The 18371-nt window shown below is 60.1% G+C and carries 17 protein-coding genes and 1 pseudogene; 5 read left to right on the plus strand and 13 right to left on the minus strand.

The annotated features are described in order from the left end of the window. Positions 1 to 624: 624 nt before the first annotated feature. Positions 625 to 1275 (minus strand): histidine kinase, encoded by a 651-nt coding sequence (locus GWQ29_RS15090; protein WP_265420764.1) that lies wholly within the window; start codon positions 1273 to 1275, stop codon positions 625 to 627. 268 nt (positions 1276 to 1543) lie between these two features. Between GWQ29_RS15090 and GWQ29_RS15095 the strand changes: the two genes are divergently transcribed. Continuing rightward, entirely contained in the window at positions 1544 to 2641 is a 1098-nt protein-coding gene (locus tag GWQ29_RS15095) for a calcium:proton antiporter (protein WP_275919761.1), read from the plus strand. Between the two features lie 72 nt (positions 2642 to 2713). On the opposite strand, the gene hutH is transcribed toward GWQ29_RS15095, so the two are convergent. The 10 genes from hutH to ftsY form a co-directional block, all read right to left on the minus strand. Beyond that, positions 2714 to 4246, minus strand: coding sequence for a histidine ammonia-lyase (hutH, locus tag GWQ29_RS15100; RefSeq protein WP_275919762.1), 1533 nt, complete (start codon positions 4244 to 4246; stop codon positions 2714 to 2716). A gap of 1 nt (position 4247) precedes the next feature. Beyond that, positions 4248 to 5951, minus strand: a complete 1704-nt coding sequence (gene hutU, locus GWQ29_RS15105; RefSeq protein ID WP_265448354.1) for a urocanate hydratase — start codon at positions 5949 to 5951, stop codon at positions 4248 to 4250. Positions 5952 to 6006: 55 nt separating this feature from the next. Continuing rightward, entirely contained in the window at positions 6007 to 6951 is a 945-nt protein-coding gene (gene hutG, locus GWQ29_RS15110; RefSeq protein ID WP_275919763.1) for a formimidoylglutamase, read from the minus strand. Next, positions 6944 to 8179: an imidazolonepropionase gene (hutI, locus tag GWQ29_RS15115; protein ID WP_265420768.1), complete on the minus strand. Its 1236-nt coding sequence runs from the start codon at positions 8177 to 8179 to the stop codon at positions 6944 to 6946. The genes hutG and hutI overlap by 8 nt, the downstream gene beginning before the upstream one ends. A gap of 155 nt (positions 8180 to 8334) precedes the next feature. Continuing rightward, positions 8335 to 9039, minus strand: coding sequence for a histidine utilization repressor (gene hutC / locus GWQ29_RS15120; RefSeq protein WP_058394753.1), 705 nt, complete (start codon positions 9037 to 9039; stop codon positions 8335 to 8337). A gap of 11 nt (positions 9040 to 9050) precedes the next feature. Next, on the minus strand, positions 9051 to 9710 hold the full coding sequence (gene can, locus GWQ29_RS15125) for a carbonate dehydratase (protein ID WP_042868573.1): 660 nt from the start codon (positions 9708 to 9710) through the stop codon (positions 9051 to 9053). 125 nt (positions 9711 to 9835) lie between these two features. Continuing rightward, the gene (rpoH, locus tag GWQ29_RS15130) at positions 9836 to 10690 is read right to left on the minus strand and encodes an RNA polymerase sigma factor RpoH (RefSeq protein WP_011899178.1); all 855 of its coding nucleotides are present in this window, start codon (positions 10688 to 10690) and stop codon (positions 9836 to 9838) included. A gap of 451 nt (positions 10691 to 11141) precedes the next feature. Next, on the minus strand, positions 11142 to 12095 hold the full coding sequence (gene ftsX, locus GWQ29_RS15135; RefSeq protein ID WP_005316425.1) for a permease-like cell division protein FtsX: 954 nt from the start codon (positions 12093 to 12095) through the stop codon (positions 11142 to 11144). Next, entirely contained in the window at positions 12095 to 12763 is a 669-nt protein-coding gene (gene ftsE, locus GWQ29_RS15140) for a cell division ATP-binding protein FtsE (RefSeq protein WP_005316428.1), read from the minus strand. Before ftsE ends, ftsX begins: the two co-directional genes overlap by 1 nt. 51 nt (positions 12764 to 12814) lie before the next feature. Continuing rightward, positions 12815 to 14650: a signal recognition particle-docking protein FtsY gene (gene ftsY, locus GWQ29_RS15145; protein WP_275919764.1), complete on the minus strand. Its 1836-nt coding sequence runs from the start codon at positions 14648 to 14650 to the stop codon at positions 12815 to 12817. A 111-nt stretch (positions 14651 to 14761) separates the two neighbouring features. Between ftsY and rsmD the strand changes: the two genes are divergently transcribed. From rsmD to GWQ29_RS15155, 3 genes and pseudogenes are all read left to right on the plus strand, one after another. Further along, on the plus strand, positions 14762 to 15391 hold the full coding sequence (gene rsmD / locus GWQ29_RS15150) for a 16S rRNA (guanine(966)-N(2))-methyltransferase RsmD (RefSeq protein WP_275919765.1): 630 nt from the start codon (positions 14762 to 14764) through the stop codon (positions 15389 to 15391). 11 nt (positions 15392 to 15402) lie between these two features. Then, positions 15403 to 15522 (plus strand): annotated as a pseudogene (locus GWQ29_RS21255) (16S rRNA (guanine(966)-N(2))-methyltransferase RsmD); the annotation flags it as partial. Further along, on the plus strand, positions 15506 to 15820 hold the full coding sequence (locus GWQ29_RS15155; RefSeq protein ID WP_275919766.1) for a DUF1145 domain-containing protein: 315 nt from the start codon (positions 15506 to 15508) through the stop codon (positions 15818 to 15820). The pseudogene GWQ29_RS21255 and the gene GWQ29_RS15155, both read left to right, overlap by 17 nt. A 35-nt stretch (positions 15821 to 15855) precedes the next feature. On the opposite strand, the gene GWQ29_RS15160 is transcribed toward GWQ29_RS15155, so the two are convergent. Together GWQ29_RS15160 and fabR are read right to left on the minus strand one after the other, a co-directional pair. Further along, positions 15856 to 16221: a YijD family membrane protein gene (locus GWQ29_RS15160; RefSeq protein WP_111589339.1), complete on the minus strand. Its 366-nt coding sequence runs from the start codon at positions 16219 to 16221 to the stop codon at positions 15856 to 15858. Positions 16222 to 16242: 21 nt separating this feature from the next. Then, positions 16243 to 16863, minus strand: coding sequence for an HTH-type transcriptional repressor FabR (gene fabR, locus GWQ29_RS15165; protein ID WP_005316443.1), 621 nt, complete (start codon positions 16861 to 16863; stop codon positions 16243 to 16245). Between the two features lie 149 nt (positions 16864 to 17012). Between fabR and GWQ29_RS15170 the strand changes: the two genes are divergently transcribed. Beyond that, positions 17013 to 18131 (plus strand): fatty acid desaturase, encoded by a 1119-nt coding sequence (locus tag GWQ29_RS15170; RefSeq protein WP_021140173.1) that lies wholly within the window; start codon positions 17013 to 17015, stop codon positions 18129 to 18131. The last annotated feature ends 240 nt before the right edge of the window (positions 18132 to 18371 follow it).

An 18371-nucleotide genomic window follows, 5' to 3' on the forward strand; every position in this document is an offset into this window, starting at 1 on the left:
TATCAGCCAACGCCGAAGCGCGCCTATGGACGAAGATCCCGCTTCTGGAATTAAGCGGGCGAGCATAACCAAATGGGCACAGGAACACCAAGCCTGACACAAAGCCATCCATGAAAATGGCTACCGGGGCAGAAAAATGGGAGTGGAGTGGCGGGATCAGGGATTTTCAGGCAGAAAAATGGTCCCACTAAGGGGACCGAAAGAAACACTCATATCAAAACTAACACTCTGTGCTACTGACAAAAAAACAGATACAGGAGTATTGAACACACGGTGAGTCAAACCGCTCGGCTACTCTAGCCATTTCAGATAAGCTGGACAATTGTCACTTATGACAGGTAAGCGATTGAATCTTCATCAGAGTAATTTATAAAAACCATATTTATCATTGAGTTATAATTTGTCATTGCCACGGCGCTCCCTGCGGATCAAATTGATACAGCTAATGCACCAGAACAACGCCTCCCATTTGCATCCCATCCGTGTATCAAACCCTTCCTCCTTGCGACAAATCCCGCCCTCAGGCTTATGCCGCCGCGGCCTTGACCGCCCACCGGGTCGATAAAGAAACCACAACTACCGAATAGGGAAGCCTGGCGCGACGGCAGCCCATACTGCCGATGACTAGCGCCGGTATTGCAGTATCTGGCCACGAAAAGGCTGGCTCAGATAGCTCACATCCAGTGGCTTGTGCTGATTGTGCTGATAGCCCAGGGTCACCATCCGCTTGCTGAAGCGGGCATGCAGGCCACGACCCGGGTCCACCAGGATCACCTCGCAATGGGGCTTGGCGTGTTGTTCGATAAAGGCGGCCAGGGTCTCGACCTGACCACGCTCATAGAGCAGATCGCTGCCGATGATGAGATCGAAGCGACCCAGCGCCGTGGTGGTATCTGCCCAACCAGTGCGAATAAAGGGGATGAGGCTGCCTTTGTTGAGCAGCACATTTTCCGCCAGAAAGGCGCCCGCCTCCGGGTGATAATCAGTGGCCGTGATGTCGGCCAGCCTGTGGTTGAGCACCAGACTCGCCAAGGCGATGCCGCAGCCCACCTCCAGGATCCGCAAGCCAACTATCTCGTACTCCACCATCAGATGGGCCAGCACATTGCCGGAATCCCAGACGATACCGAATAGCGGCCAGAAGGCTGAAGAGATGCCGAGCGCCTCTGCCTCCCCCTCGTCATCGGAGAATTGCTGGTTGTCGCGCAGGGTGCGCAGGTGGATGTCGAGTTCGCCAAACTCTATGGTGTGATAGCGCAGACGCACAACAGACATGGGAGTCCTTGGTCGGAATGCCGCCAGATCCACAAGAGCATGAATGCGATCGGCATAGCCCATGCTACGCAGCATACGGTCAGATTAGCTATCTATATCCCGACCATCGGCTGACCACGGGGTATCACTACTTGGTTTGTAACAAAATGATTTTTCCCGATCCGGGCAACAGCCTTTATCATTGTCTGGGTCGTCACCTCCCGTGACCTTGCATCATTGCCTCCATACCCCGTCGGCTCATGCCGCCCCGAGATGAGAACCATTGCCTATGAAGTCATTTATCCGGCAAGAGATTGCCCTGCCCGTTGGCCTGCTGACCCTGCTGTTCTTCAAGACTATAGGGAGCGAGCTGCTGACAGAGGCGACTCCGCTCGGGATTTATCTGCCTGTCTCGGCGGCGCTGCTTGCCATCGTCACATGGGCCATTTTCTCTGTGGTGCGCCACTCGGATGCCCTCGCCATCAAGCTGGGTGAACCCTTCGGTACCCTTATCCTGACGCTCTCCGTCATCTCGCTGGAAGTGGTGATGATCTCCTCCGTCATGCTCACAGGCGACCCCAATCCCGTGATGGCCCGCGATACCATGTTTGCAGTGGTGATGCTGGTCACCAATGGCCTGGTGGGCTTCACCCTGCTGTTTGGCGGCTGGCGCTACCACACCCAGAGCTTCAATCTGGATGGGGTCAAATCCTATCTGGTCGCCATCATACCGCTGGCCCTGCTCTGCCTGGTGCTGCCCAACTTCACCCGGGGCGGCACCATTGGCAGCATGTCGAGCCCCATGTCCTGGATGCTGATCATCATCTCCATCCTGCTCTACGGTATCTTCCTGCTGATCCAGACCCGCAGCCACAGCCACTTCTTCGTCGACAGCGACCACGAGGATTACGAGGAGCACCACGGCCCGCTGCGCAGCAACGTCTATCACACCATACTGCTGCTCGCCTATCTGATGGTGGTGATCCTGCTGGCCAAGACCCTGGCCGTGCCCATCAACTTCGGCGTGAAGATCATGGCGGCGCCTCCGGCGCTGGGTGGCTTTATCGTGGCCTGTATCGTACTGGCCCCCGAGGCAGTCGGTGCCATCAAGGCAGCCTTCAACAACCAGTTGCAACGGGCCATGAACCTCTATTTCGGCTCTGTGCTGGCCACCATAGCCCTGACAGTACCGGCCGTGCTGTTCATCGGCGCCATGCTGGGCCAGGAGGTGCGCCTCGGCCTCTCCGCCGCCGACATGGTGCTGCTCGTCACCACACTTATGGTATGCAAGGTCACCTTCAGCAGCGGCCGCACCAATGTGCTGCACGGCGCTACCCACCTGGTGCTGTTCGTGGTTTATCTGTTCCTGATATTTGAACACGAATAACCCGCGCCAGCCAACGCCAGCAACGAAAAGACCGCCCGATGGGCGGTCTTTTGCTATGAGCCGAATGGGGGCTTAGAGGCTGGGCAGCACACCGACCGGGATCAGGTCGTTGTAACTCGCCCTGGCCAGCAGCGCAGCAGCCGCCTCTATGTCTGGCGAGAAGTACCTGTCCTTGTCGTAGAAGCTCACCTCTGCCCGCAGCCGACCCTTGGCCTGCTCCAGCAGCGCTGTGGTGCGCAGCGGAGCACGGAAATCCAGCCCCTGGGCAGCTGCCAGCAGCTCGACGGCCAGTATGCCACGGGTGTTCTCCGCCATGTCCGCCAGTCGGCGAGCGGCAAAGGTGGCCATGGAGACGTGATCTTCCTGGTTGGCGGAGGTGGGCAGGCTGTCCACCGAGGCCGGGTGAGCCAGGCTCTTGTTCTCGGAGGCGAGCGCCGCCGAGGTGACCTGGGCGATCATGAAGCCCGAGTTGACGCCGCCGTTGTTGACCAGGAAGGCGGGCAGGCCCGACATGCGGGAATCGATCAGCAGAGCCATGCGGCGCTCTGACAACGACCCGATTTCGGCGATGGCCAGGGCCAGGTTGTCGGCGGCGAAGGCCACGGGTTCTGCATGGAAGTTGCCACCGGAGAGGATCTCCTCATCCTCGGCGAACACCAGCGGGTTGTCGGAGACAGCGTTGGCCTCGCATACCAGCACCTCGGCGGCGTGGCGGATCTGGGCCAGACAGGCCCCCATCACCTGGGGCTGGCAGCGCAATGAGTAAGGATCCTGCACCTTCTCGCAGTTGTGATGGGACATGCCGATCTCGCTGCCATCCACCAGCAGGTGACGATAGCAAGCCGCGGCATCGATCTGGCCACGCTGACCGCGCACCTCATGGATGCGGGCATCGAATGGACGACGACTGCCCAGCGCCGCCTCCACACTCATGGCGCCTATGGTGATGGCGCCGGCGAACAGATCTTCGGCGTGGAACAGGCCTTCCAGCGCAAACGCCGTGCTGGCCTGGGTACCGTTGAGCAGCGCCAGTCCCTCCTTCGGCGCCAATGAAATAGGCTCGAGACCCGCGATCTTCAGCGCCGTGGCGGCGTCCATCAGCTCGCCTTTGTGGCGGGCCTTGCCCTCCCCGATCAGCAGGCAGCTCATGTGGGCCAGCGGCGCCAGATCGCCGGAGGCGCCGACGGATCCCTTCTTCGGCACCACCGGATAGACTTCGGCGTTGATGAGGGTCATCAGCGCCTCAAGCACAGTCAAGCGGATGCCGGAGAAGCCCCGCGCCAGGGAGTTGACCTTGAGCACCATCATCAGCCGCACTGTGGCGTCATCCATGTAGGTACCGATGCCGGCGGCGTGGGAGAGCACTATGGAGCGCTGCAATTCGTCCAGCTGCTCCACCGGGATGCGGGTGTTGGCCAGCAAGCCAAAGCCGGTGTTGATGCCGTACACCACGCGATTCTGCTCGATCACCTTGGTGACCACGGCAGCGGAGGCGTGGATCCCCGGCAGCGCGGCCGGATCCAGACTGATATGAACCGGCTCGCGGCTGACGCGGCGCAGGGTATTGAGGCAGAGTTTGCCCGGTAACAGATTGAGTTCAAACATCTTATTTAACCCCTTTGCCCGTTGCGGTCAGCATCGGCAGATCCAGTTTCGCCTCATGGGCGCAGTTGATGGCAATCTCGTAGCCTGCGTCGGCGTGACGCATCACACCGGTGGCCGGGTCGTTGCGCAGCACGCGACCGACGCGTCTGGCGGCGTCATCGGAGCCGTCACAGACAATCACCACACCCGAGTGCTGGGAGAAGCCCATGCCCACGCCGCCACCATGGTGCAGCGACACCCAGGTCGCGCCACCGGCCGTGTTGAGCAGGGCGTTGAGCAGCGGCCAGTCGGAGACGGCATCGGAGCCATCCATCATGGATTCGGTCTCCCGGTTCGGGCTCGCCACCGAGCCGGAATCCAGGTGGTCGCGGCCAATCACGATCGGCGCCTTCAGCTCGCCATTTTTCACCATCTCGTTGAAAGCCAGACCGAGGCGTACCCGATCCTTGACCCCGACCCAGCAGATCCGTGCAGGCAGGCCCTGGAAGGCGATGCGCTCGCGGGCCATGTCGAGCCAGTTGTGCAGGTGGGGATCGTCCGGGATCAACTCTTTGACCTTCTGATCCGTCTTATAGATATCTTCCGGATCGCCGGACAGCGCCACCCAGCGGAAGGGACCAATCCCCTCGCAGAACAGCGGGCGAATGTAAGCAGGCACGAAGCCGGGGAAATCGAAGGCGTTTTTCACCCCTTCTTCCAGTGCCATCTGGCGGATGTTGTTGCCGTAGTCGAGGGTCGCCGCGCCACGGGATTGCAGGGTCAGCATGGCTTCCACCTGACGGGCCATGGAGTGACGAGCCGCCTGGTTCACTTCCTGGGGCGCAGATTTTTGCAGCTCGCGCCACTGGGCAACGCTCCAGCCCTGGGGCAGGTAGCCGTGGATGGGGTCGTGGGCCGAGGTCTGGTCGGTCACCACGTCCGGGGTGATACCGCGGGCCACCAGCTCGGCAAAAACATCGGCGGCGTTGCCGAGCAGGCCGATGGAAACGGCGGTGCCGCTCTGTTTGGCTTCCTCGACCATGGCCAGCGCCTCATCCAGGCTGTGGGCCTTCTTGTCGACGTAGCGGGTCTTGAGGCGAAAATCGATGCGGGTCTCGTCGCACTCGACAGCAATCATGGAGAAGCCGGCCATGGTGGCAGCCAGCGGCTGTGCGCCACCCATGCCACCCAGACCGCCGGTCAGGATCCAGCGCCCTTTGGGCTCGCCGTTGAAGTGCTGATTGGCCACCGCGAAAAAGGTTTCGTAGGTACCCTGCACGATTCCCTGAGTGCCTATGTAGATCCAGGATCCGGCCGTCATCTGGCCGTACATCATGAGACCTTTCTTATCCAGCTCGTTGAAGTGTTCCCAGTTGGCCCAGTGCGGCACCAGGTTGGAGTTGGCGATCAGCACCCGAGGCGCATCCTTGTGGGTCTGGAACACGCCGACCGGCTTGCCGGATTGCACCAGCAGGGTCTCGTCTTCCTCGAGCCGTGTCAGCACCTCGACAATCTTGTCGTAGCAGGCCCAGTTGCGGGCGGCGCGGCCGATACCGCCATAGACCACCAGGGATTGGGGATGCTCGGCCACTTCCGGATCCAGGTTGTTCATCAGCATCCGCAGCGGCGCCTCGGTGAGCCAGCTCTTGGCGGTCAGCGTGGTACCACGGGAGGCACGGATGACACGGCTCGGATCCTGACGGGGATCCAGGTGTTGCTCAGACATACACACTCCTTGTTTTATCAATGCAGCAGCATGGCGACCTGCCCTCGGCAGAGCGCTACTTGGTTAACTGATGGACCAGCCGGGCGGCCACGCGGGCGCTACGGTTATCCTGATCCAGGTTCGGGTTGTATTCGGCCAGGTCGGCGAGCCGCAGCTTGCCGCTGGCCCGGATATGGGCGATCAGGAGTTCGATGACGGCCAGCTCGACGCCGCGGGCGGCGGGGGCACTCACCCCCGGCATGACGGCGCCGGGCAAGACGTCGAGATCGATAGTCAGATAGAGGTGGTCACACTGGGCGATAAAGCTATCCAGCCCGCTTAGCAAGGCGGGCAGGCTACGCTCGCTCATGGCCTCATCTTTCACATACCAGACCCCCAAGGCGTCGGCCCTTGCAAAGAGCGCCTGCGTATTGGCGGTCTCGGCCACCCCGAGGCAGGCGTAAGTAAAGGGCGTCCCCTGGGCGGCGCACTGCTCGGCTATCTGGAAGAAGGGGGTGCCCGAGCTTGCCTGCTCCTGCTTCATGCGCAGGTCGAAGTGGGCATCGAAATTGATGATGCCGACCCGGCCCTGACCGGCCAGATGACGGTTGAGGCCGCTCCAGCTGCCGAACGCCACCTCGTGACCGCCTCCCAGCACCAGCGGGAAGTGTCCTTCATCCAGCAGGCTCGCCACCCGCTCGGCCAAGCGGGCATGAGCGGCATCGAGATCGCCGTCGTCACAGGTCAAATCCCCGCTGTCATAGACGGGACGGGTCAGATGCCAGGCACTGTTGGCCAGCAGCTTGCGGATCGCCAGCGGTGCGCCAGCGGCCCCCACACGCCCCTTGTTGCGGCGCACCCCCTCGTCGCAGGCAAAGCCCACCAGAGCGACGCCAGGTTCGGCAGTACCGCTCAGCGGCCAGGCCTGCACCTTGTCGTGCCAGCGCTGGGCGAGCTCACCATCTTCCGGATCCTGGCGCCCCTGCCAGACCAACATATGGGACAGGCTGAACTTATCCATGCAGCGTCTCCTCCCCGTTGACGACCCGGCTCACCAGCTGATCGACCCCGATGAGGTAGCTCAGCTCGGCCGGGTGCGCGCAGTTCCAGACCAGGAAGTCCGCCAGCATGCCCACTCTCAACTGCCCCAAACGCTCCTGCTCGCCAAGTGCGCGGGCGGCGTTGCGGGTCACCCCGACCATGGCCTCGACCGGGGTCAGACCGAACAGGGTACAAGCCATGTTCATGGCCATGCGCAGCGACACAATCGGGGCCGTGCCAGGGTTGATGTCGGAGGAAACGGCCATGGGCACATGGGCCTTGCGCAGGGCGGCGATGGGGGGCAGCTTGGTCTCTTTCAGGAAATAGAACGCGGTGGGTAGCAGGGTGGCGACCACGCCACGGTGGGCCAGTGCCTGGATCCCTGCCTGATCCAGATGCTCCAGATGATCCACCGAGAGGGCACCAAAGTTGGCGGCCAGCGCACTGCCTCCCAGGTTGGAGAGCTGCTCCATGTGGCCCTTCACCGGCAGACCGTATTGGTCCGCGGCCAGATAGACCTGCTCGGTCTGGGCCAGCGAGAAGCCGATGTGCTCGCAGAAGACATCCACCGCATCGGCCAGACCGGCCTCGGCAGCCGCCGGAATGATCTCCTGGCAGATGGTCTCGACCCAGGAGTCAGGATCGTCGCGATATTCGGGCGGCACCGCATGGGCCGCCAGCAGGGTGGTCTTGACCCGGATCGGCAGCGCCTCCCCCAGCCGGCGGGCAACCCGCAACATCTTGAGCTCATCCGCCAGCGTGAGGCCGTAGCCGGATTTGATCTCCACCGTGGTGACCCCTTCCCGGATCAGCGACTTGATCCGCAGCAGTGCCAACTCAAATAGCTGCTCCTCGCTGGCGGCACGGGTGGCCCGTACCGTGCTGAGAATGCCACCGCCCTTGCGGGCGATCTCGGCATAGGGCACCCCTTTCTGGCGCAGTTCAAACTCTTCGGCCCGGCTGCCGGCGAAGATGAGATGGGTGTGGCAATCGATGAGACCCGGGGTTGCCAGCTTGCCCTTCATGTCCTGCCAGTGGGCAGGATAAGGGCCCTTGAGATCCTGCATGGGCACCAGGGCGTGGATCCTGCCTTCATGAACGCCAAGGGCGTGGGGTTCCAGCAGACCGTAGTCAGCCAGATCGGGGCGCAGGGTGGCGGGTGTCACGTTGAGCCAGACCCGCTCGCAGTTCAACAGTTCCTTGTTCATACCGACCTCTAAATGTATATACATTATCTTATATCCGATCTCTGTCAGGAAAGAAAGGATCAAGTTCACATCTTGATAACAGCGCTTTCATTAGAGTTTAAGCACAAAAAAGCCCACCATGAGGTGGGCTCTGTTAAAACAACATGTATATACAATTAACTGAGACTGGTCTTGGAACTCAGCTTGTAGCGGGAACCCGGCGAGAGCAGACGGGCATAGGAGACCAGATACCCTTCCGACCAGGTACGGCGGTGCAGCAACAGGCAGGGGGTATCGACCCGCACCTGCAGCAGACCGGCTTCACCGGCACTCGGCAACACGGCCTCTACCACATGCTCCATCTCGGAGAGAGGACAGACGTCCATCAGGTAGCGATTCGGAGTCTGTTGAGTGAAATCCTGCTCGCCATAACCGGGCAGACGCTCGGCATCGACGAAGCGTTCCTCCAGTTGCAGCGGCTCCCCATCGGCCTGATGGACGATGAGGCTGTGGAAGATGGCAGCACCAACTCTCAGCCCGAGCTGGACCGCCACCTTCTCGTCGGCGGCCTGGCGTTGCAACCGGATCACCCGGGCGCTGTACTGGCTGCCCCGCTCGGCGATCTCGTCAGCTATGTTACGAATGGCCAGCAGGGGCGACTCGGTACGCCTGTCCGCCACGAAGCTGCCGGAACCGGCGGTGCGCACCAGCCAGCCCTCGGCCACCAATTCGCGCAGTGCCTTGTTGACCGTCATGCGGCTCACGGCAAACTGCTCGCACAGGGCGGCTTCGGTCGGGATCCTGTCTCCCGCCTGATAGTGGCGTTCACGGATCCCGTCCAGGATGTGCTGCTTGATCTGAAGATAGAGGGCTGGCGCCAACGGCAGGCTCCTCAGCGACGGCGGTGGGGCGGACGCATGTCCGGCCAGGCGCGGTAAACATCGGGGATCTGATCCGGCCCGCTGATGCAGAGATCCAGATCGTGCAGCAAACCGTCCTTGATGCCATAGATCCAGCCATGCACCGCCAGCTCCTGTCCCTTGCGCCAGGCATTCTGGATGATGGTGGTATGGCAGACGTTGGCTACCTGCTCGGCCACGTTCAGCTCGCACAGGTAATCGAAACGCTCGTGCTCATCTTCGATGGCATCCAGCTGTTCTCGATACTTGAAGTAGACATCCTTGATGTTGCGCAGCCAGTTGTCGATGAGCCCCAGCTCCTGGTTCTGCATCGCCGCCTTGACGCCACCGCAGCCATAGTGGCCGCAGATGATGATGTGCTTCACCTTGAGCACCTCAACCGCGTATTGCAGCACGGAGAGGCAGTTGAAATCGGTGTGCACCACCAGATTGGCGACATTGCGGTGGACGAACACATCCCCCGGCAGCAAGCCCATCAGCTGGTTGGCGGGAACCCGGCTGTCGGAGCAACCGATCCAGAGATATTCAGGGGCCTGCTGGGCGGAGAGGGTAGCGAAGAAATTCGGATCCTCGGCCTTGATCCGTTCCGCCCACTCGCGGTTGTTGGTAAACAGGTCGTTCAACAGTTTCACTATCTGCTCTCCCTACTGTGGCAGTGGCGGCAACATAACATAGACAAGGGTAACCAAGGCAAGGCCGACCAGATACTCGCGAAACAAAAACAGGGCCATCAGGCCCTGTTTTTGTGTGGGAGGCATCAGGCCTCCATGGCGTCTTTCAGCTTTTTGAGTGCGTTTTTCTCAAGCTGACGCACCCGCTCGGCGGAGACACCATAGGTGTCGGCCAGCTCCTGCAGCGTGGTCTTGCTGTCATCATCAAGCCAGCGGGCACGGATGATGTGCTGACTGCGCTCATCCAGAGTGGCAAGGGCCGAGCTCAGACGACGTGTCGCGTGATCATCCCAGTTGTCGTTCTCGATGGTGGCCGCCAGATCGGAGGATTTGTCTTCCAGATAATGGACAGGGGCAAAGCCACCTTCGTCTTCATCATCACCGACCAGATCGAACGCCTGATCGTAGTTGCTCATGCGCGCTTCCATCTCGGTCACGTCGGTCGGGGAGACCCCCAACTCGGCGGCGACGGCCTGCACTTCGTCATGGCTGAACCAGCCCAGACGCTTCTTGGATTTGCGCAGGTTGAAGAAGAGCTTGCGCTGGGCCTTGGTGGTGGCCACTTTTACCATGCGCCAGTTGCGCAGGACATACTCGTGGATCTCGGCCTTGATCCAGTGCACGGCGAAGGAGACCAGTCGCACTCCGACGGTCGGGTCAAAGCGCTTGACCGCCTTCATCAGGCCGATGTTGCCTTCCTGAACCAGGTCAGCCTGGGGCAGACCGTATCCGGCATAACTCTTGGCGACGTGAACGACAAAACGCAGGTGCGACATGACCAGCTGACGGGCAGCCTCGAGATCGCCACCCTGCTGCAAACGCTCAGCCAGCTCACGCTCTTCCTCTGCGGTCAGCACAGGAATCGAATTTACTGCCTGGATATAGCCTTCCAGACTACCTTGCGGAATCAGAGCCATAGTGCGTTGCAATGAAGTTCCCATTTTTTACCTCTTTCTTTTCAATCGAACCAGTCTAACACCCTGAGAGGGTCTGTCTACTGACCGGATATCATTCTGCGGCCCACATCAAACACTGTGCCCAGTTTGAACTCGGGCTATCTTAGGCCGGCAGGATGAATCATGAATGAACAGTCAAAAAAAGGGGGTCACAATCAAGGACCCCCGAAAAGTAGCATGCTAAGTCCATTGTTGCGGAGCTCGCAACCTTCACATGCTTGCCAAGTCAGACGAGCAAGGCAGAGGGGCCACACCCGTATAAGTTCTTCAGCACTTGTAGACTGCTTATAAATCAGAAGGTTCACCGGATCCAGATCAGATCCTGAAGATAGCTGTTAATCAGATTACTCCGAGAACAGTGGCCGAGCCAGAAACGGCCACTCTTTTACTTGATCCAGCTCTCAAAATCCAGCGCTTTGAAACGCTGACAAATTAATCAGGATGGTTCTATGTCACGAATGTGGCGATGTACCGAGAACCAGGAAGCGATCAGCCCCAGCAAGGCCCCCAGCAAGACCAGATTGATCCCGTCTATCGCCCCCATGCCCACCAGCCGGAAGTTGCTGTTGTAGAGACCGGCCAGCTCCTTCACCACACCTTCGCTCCAGATCACCATGACTTCGGTCAACCACCAGGCCAGCATGCCGCCGATGACCCCGAACCAGATGCCGGTATAAAGGAAGGGACGGTGGATGAAGGCGTCAGTCGCACCCACCAGCTTGAGCACTTCGATCTCGGAGCGCTGGTTGAGGATGTTCAGGCGCAAGGTATTGCCGACGATCAGCAGCACAGCCGAGAGCAACAGCACGGCTATGCCTGTGATGGTATGGCGCAGCAGGTTCATGATCCCCTGCAACCGGGTCAGCCACTGCAGATCCAGCTTGCCCTGCTCAACCCCGTCTTCATTGTTAAGCTTGCCGAGCAGCTCGGCGGCCCCTTCCGGATTCTGCCAGCGAGGATCCGGAATGACGCTCAGCACGGGCGGCAAGGGGTTGCTGTCCAGATAGTCGAGAGCATCGCCGAAGCCGGAGATCTCGCGAAACTCTTTCAGCGCCTCTTCCCGGCTCATGTAGGTGACGGATTCCACCTCGGGATAGAGCAGGATCCGCTGCTTCATGTCGAGAATGCTCTGCTCTGGCAGATCCTTGCGCAGATAAAGAGAAATCTGGGAGCTGGTCTGCCAGCTGCCTTCCACCACTTCGGCGTTTTTCAGCAAGACGTGGAAGCAGGAGGGCAGCGCCAGGCTGACGCCGAGCACCGCCAGGGTCATCAGGGAGGCGAGCGGATTGCGCCACAACTCTCCCAGGCTGGCAAACGCCTGACGGACGTGATCTACCCCATACATCATCAGACGGCGCAGCGGCGGTTGTTTATGACGAACGATAGCCATCAGAGCTCCTCCCCTGCCGAATACATACGCCCCGCCTTGAGGGTCAGGGTGCGATAGCGCATGCGGGCGATCAGTCCCAGATCGTGGGTGGCAATCAGCACGGAAACACCGAAGCGGTTGAACTCCTCGAACAGCCGCATGATGTCCATGGAGAGCTGGGGATCCAGGTTGCCGGTCGGCTCATCCGCCAGCAGCAACGGCGGCTTGTTGACGATGGCACGGGCGATGCCAACCCGCTGCTGCTCACCACCGGAGAGCATGCGCGGCTGGTAGCGCTCCTTGCCGAGCAAGCCCACCTTGTCCAGCGCCGCCGCAACCCGCTTGTTGATGTCTGCATGGCTGTAACCATCGATCACCAGCGGCAGGGCTACGTTGTCAAACACGGTTCTGTCCATCAGCAGCCGGTGATCCTGGAAGATCATGCCGATCTGGCGACGCACATAGGGGATATCCCCTCGCTTGATATGGCTGACATCGTCACCGTGAAAGAAGACACGGCCATCGGTCGGTCGCTCCATCACGCCAATAAGCTTCAAAAGGGTACTCTTGCCCGCCCCCGAGTGCCCGGTCAGGAAGGCCATCTCCCCCTTGTGCAGGTGAAAGCTGACCTTCTGCAACGCCTGATGGCCGCCGCTGTATACCTTGCTGACCTTATCAAAACGAATCATAACGGATCCCTGACATTGGCATGCCCCGACCTGAGCCGGGGCATGTGGCGCTTACTCCTCGCGACTGAAGAGTGCCTCGATAAAGTCGTTGGCGACGAAGGGCCGCAGATCGTCGATCCCCTCGCCCACCCCGATATAACGGATCGGGATCTGGAACTTGTCGGCCACCGCGAAGATGACGCCGCCCTTGGCGGTGCCATCGAGCTTGGTGAGGACGATACCGTCCAGACCCACGGCTTCGCTGAACAGCTTGGCCTGGCTCAGGGCGTTCTGACCGGTGCCTGCATCCAGCGTCAGCATGATCTCGTGAGGTGCTTCTTCATCAAGCTTCTTCATCACCCGCACCACTTTCTTGAGCTCTTCCATCAGATTGCTCTTGTTCTGCAGGCGACCGGCAGTATCGGCGATCAGCACGTCGGCACCGCGGGAACGGGCAGCCTCAATGGCGTCATAGATGACGGAGGCAGAATCGGCACCGGTATGCTGGGCGATCACGGGTATGTTGTTGCGCTGACCCCATACCTGCAGCTGCTCGACGGCAGCGGCACGGAAGGTATCGCCGGCGGCCAGCATGACGCTCTTGCCTTCGGCCTGGAACTGCTTGGCCAGCTTGCCGATGGTGGTGGTCTTGCCGACACCGTTCACCCCGACCATCAGGATCACATAGGGCTTCTTGCTGGTGTCGATCACCAGCGGCTGCTCGACCTGGGCCAGCATGGCGCCCATGTCCTGCTTGAGCAGGCCGTAGAGTGCCTCGGCATCCTTGAGTTGCTTGCGATCCGCATGCTGCACCAGGCCATCTATGATGCGACGGGTGGTATCGACCCCCAGATCGGCGGTCAGCAGCTGGGTTTCCAGCTCCTCAAACAGATCGTCATCGATCTTCTTGCCACTGAACAGACCGAAGAAACCGGAACCGATATTCTCTTTGGTACGCACCAGACTGCGCTTGAGACGGGCAAAGAAACCCTCCCGCTGCGGCTTGTCCTGAGTGTCATCATCCACCTTGGCAGCCAGCGGCAAGGCAGCCAGTGCGGCGGCTTCAGCCTCCATCTCGGCAACCAGGCGAAGATCTTCCGCTCTCTGGGCATCTTTGGCGATACGAGCCTCTTCGGCGGCCTGGGCTTCGGCGGCAATACGAGCCGCTTCTGCGGCCTGCGCTTCGGCAGCAACACGAGCAGCTTCTGCGGCCTGCGCTTCGGCAGCAACACGGGCCGCTTCTGCGGCCTGCGCTTCGGCGGCAACACGGGCCACTTCTGCAACCTGCGCTTCGGCGGCAATACGAGCCGCTTCAGCGACTTGCGCCTCGGCGGCAATACGAGCCGCTTCAGCGACTTGCGCTTCGGCAGCAACACGGGCGGCTTCTACAGCCTGCACTTCGGCGGCAACACGAGCGGCTTCTGCGGCTTGCGCTTCGGCAGCAACACGGGCGGCTTCTACAGCCTGCACTTCGGCGGCAACACGAGCGGCTTCTGCGGCTTGCGCTTCGGCAGCAACACGGGCGGCTTCTGCAGCCTGTGCCTCGGCGGCAACACGGGCGGTCTCGACAGCCTGTGCTTCAACGCGCGCTTGCTCGATCAGCAATTCGTTGACGATGACGGGTTCCAGTTCGGAGGCACACTCCTCCACGACCAGCGGAGCCACGTCCAGCTCAGTGGGAGGGCAATCGTCATCATGAAGTGGAGCGCCAGCATGCAGGGCATCATTTTGTGCACTGGCCGGCAATTCATGCACCACGACCGGCGTAGTATCAGAAACGGGAGCGGGGGAAGCAGTGACCTCAGGCTCAGCGGTAACAGGGGTGGCTTGGGGTGTCTGTGGTTGGACAGCCTCAGCCTCTTCTTTCTTGCGGCCGAAACCCAGCCAGGAAAACAAACCTTTTGCCATCTAAAAAATACTCACTTCGTTGGCTGACTGCTAAGATAGCCGTCCCTCGGCGGGTCGGCATAAAAATGAACCGCCTTATACTACCACTTTATTTTCTGACGACGAAACGCGATGCCCAGAGTGAAACCCAGCCGTAACATCCCGAACAAGAGCCCGGCCCCGCAGGGGAAATCGGGCTTTGTAAGAATCATCAGCGGCCAGTGGAAGGGCCGCAAATTGCCGGTCAAGGATGTAGAAGGGCTCAGACCCACCACGGATCGCGTCAAGGAGACCATCTTCAACTGGCTGGCTCCCCATGTGCGTGGCGTTCGCTGTCTCGATCTGTTTGCCGGCAGCGGCGGCCTGGGGCTGGAGGCGCTGTCGCGCTATGCCGAGCAGGTCACTCTGGTCGAGATGGACAAAGGTGCCGCCGACCAGATCAGAAAGAACCTGACCGCCCTTGGCAGCAGCAAGGGCCTGGTGATCCAGTCCGATGCCGTCAGTTGGCTGCAAGGCCCGGCCACCCCGTTCGACCTGGTGTTTCTGGATCCGCCGTTTCGGCGCGAGCTGCTGCCCCGGGTGTGCGATCTGCTGGAACAGCACGGCTGGCTGGCACCGGATGCTCTGATCTATCTGGAGCGGGAGAAAGAGATGGCCGACCTGACGTTGCCCGCCAGCTGGCAACTGCTCAAGGACAAGCAGGCCGGTCAAGTCTGCTATCAACTCTATCTGCGGGACACCAAGAATGACGCTGCGGTTTAAATTCCGTGTAGGAAGGGGAACAAGCGTTGGCCCCTCCCCGTCAATTTGGGCAACGACTCAAGGACAAGCAGGCCGGTCAGGTCTGCTATCAACTCTATCTACGGGAGGTGAGCAATGAAGCGGATGTTTAATCTGTTGGCGATGGGGCTGACCCTGTTCTTCTGGTTCGGCGTGCTGGTCAGTCTGGTGGCTCCGCTACCCGGCAAGCTGAATGATCTTTTGCCGATCTGCGGCCTGCTCATCGCCCTGGTCCACCTGGTGCAGGCCAGCATGGTCAAGTCTGCCTGCAAACCCTACTTCGTGGTCACCCGGCTCGAAGTCATACTGATACTGGTGTTCGGCGTCTTCGGCATGGCTGATATCCGCGCCCGACTCAAAACCATCATAGAAGCCAAACAGCACGGTACAGATATCAACAGCACCGACTGATGCCGGCACTGTCATGGTTCAGGAAGGAGTGCTGGTCACTCCTTCTCTTTTTTCCCCACACTGATACCCAGCTTGATCGACAACACGGCGAGCAGCAACAGCATCATGATGAGCGAGAAGAAATTGCTGCCAAGCTCGGGATACTGCACCTTGACCAGCGCCGCATGCCCGAACCCGCCGATGAAGAAGCAGAGCAGCATGCAAACCGGGGTATTGCCCTCCAGCGAGACATGGCGGTAGTGCTGATAGAGCTGATAAGCCGCCAGCACCAGGGCAATCATGGGAAAGAAGGAGAAGGGCACCGCAGGCTCGGTCAGGGCCGACAAGGAAGCATCGCCACAGATACCAACGAGCAGGGCCAGCAGCAGGGGTTTCTTCGGGATCAGATTCTGGTCATGCATGGAGCTGTCCATCCTGTTGACTTAAGAGAGAGGTTCGCGGCGCTTCTGATTCTGAACTTCGGCGCCCATGGCGATCATGCGTAGCTGGCGTATGGTGCGATCTGACAGGGCCCGACACTCCTCGCTGGTCATGTCGAGCGCATCGGCACCGGCGCTGAAGACGATGGTCACCATGGCCTCGGCCTGGATGTAGGCCTCCTCCCGCGGAGCCCCAGAGGTCGCTTCAAGGTAGTCGGTCAGCTCGGCGATGAAGTGCTGGATCTCCCGTGCCACCGCCTGACGAAATGCAGCCGAGGTACCGGAACGCTCGCGCAGCAGCAGCCGGAAGATATTCGGGTTGTTCTCGACAAATTCCATGAAAGTCTGCACCGAGGTGCTGATGACACTGCCACCACCCGCGATGCGCTGGCGAGCCTGACGCATCAACTGGCGCAGGGTCAGGCCCCCTTCATCCACCAGCGTAAGGCCCAGCTCCTCCATGTCGCGAAAATGGCGATAGAAGGAGGTCGGTGCTATGCCGGCCTCCCGCGCCACTTCCCGCAAACTGAGGTTGGAAAAACTGCGATTGGCGCACAGTTGGCTGAACGCCGCATCGATCAGAGTACGCCGGGTTTTTTCTTTTTGTTGCGCGCGAATACCCACGAAAACAGTCACCTTCAGGTTATCGAGGCCAAATGATAACCCGAAGGCCGAGCCAGGATCAGGTTTGTCTCCTACTTTTTTACCATTGACCCGAATTCTTGCTACATGGAGAATGGCGCACAGCTGTTCGCTGAAAGGAACCGAGTGAGATGGAACGCCCACCTATCATCATGACCAACACCCTGCTGTTTGCCCTCTCCGGGCTGACCGCACTGATCGCCGTGCCCTGGTACGGTATGACCCATGGCTATGACCTCTGGCAGTGGAGCTGCTTTCTGCTGCTGTTCTGTTACAGCGGCATCTCCATCACAGCCGGTTATCACCGCCTCTGGTCGCACAAGGCCTACAAGGCCCACCGGATCCTGCAGTGGATCTTCGCCATCGGCGGCGCCCTCGCCCTGCAGAACTCGGCACTGCACTGGTCTTCCGATCATCGCCGTCACCATCGCCATGTGGATGACAACCTGAAGGATCCCTACAGCGCGGGTCGCGGCTTCTGGTATTCCCACATTGGCTGGATGCTGCGCGAGTACCAACGCGAGATCTATAACGATTACAGCAACGTGCGGGATCTGCAGAACAACCCCATAGTTGCCTTCCAACACAAGCACTATCTGGCGCTGACCCTGGCCACCAATCTGGGCATTCCACTGCTGCTGGGGCTTGTCCACGGCGATCTGCTCGGCATGCTGCTGCTGGCAGGGGTGCTGCGCATGGTGATGACCCATCACACCACCTTCTTCATCAACTCCCTGGCCCACATCTGGGGCAGTCAGCCATTTACTGACCGCAACACGGCACGGGACAACGGCATCCTGGCCTTCTTCACCTTCGGCGAGGGTTATCACAACTTCCACCACCTGTTCGAGAACGACTACCGTAACGGCATCCGCTGGTGGCAGTTCGATCCCACCAAGTGGCTGATCCGCAGCGCCTCCTGGTGCGGGCTAGCCCGGGATCTGAGGTCCTGCCCGGAAGAGCGGATCGAACAGGCAAGACTTGAGATGCAACTCAAGCGCGCGCAGGCCAAATTGCGCAAACGCGAAGACAGGGAGCTGTGGCAGGCATTGTTGCAGGAGGAGTACGACAAACTGAGCCAGCAGTTGCAGCTCTACTATGCCAGCCGCAAATCCCTGCTGGAACAGCGCAAACGCAAGGCGCTGGCCCGCTACGACAAGCTGAAACTGCAACTTGAATATCGCAACCTGCACGACGGCTTCGTTGCCAGCAAGCGCAACTGGAGTCGGTTGCTGGCGGGCATCGCCTGAGTTACAGGCCCCGCCACAGCACACAGAGACCGCCAACCGGCGGTCTTTTTATGGGCACAAACTTGGGGTCTGGCCATAAAAAATGGGGTGACATTTCCATGTCACCCCCTCGCAAATAGCATGTTCCATATTGGAGTCCGGTCCTGCCGGGTTCTGCCCTGTTTCTTGAGTTTCCGCTACCCATCCGAATCAGGTGCCTGCTGGAGCGATCCAACTGGCGGTTCCCTTCACGACCTTTTT

The organism is Aeromonas sp. 2HA2 (assembly GCF_029237345.1).
Taxonomy (GTDB): domain Bacteria; phylum Pseudomonadota; class Gammaproteobacteria; order Enterobacterales; family Aeromonadaceae; genus Aeromonas; species Aeromonas salmonicida.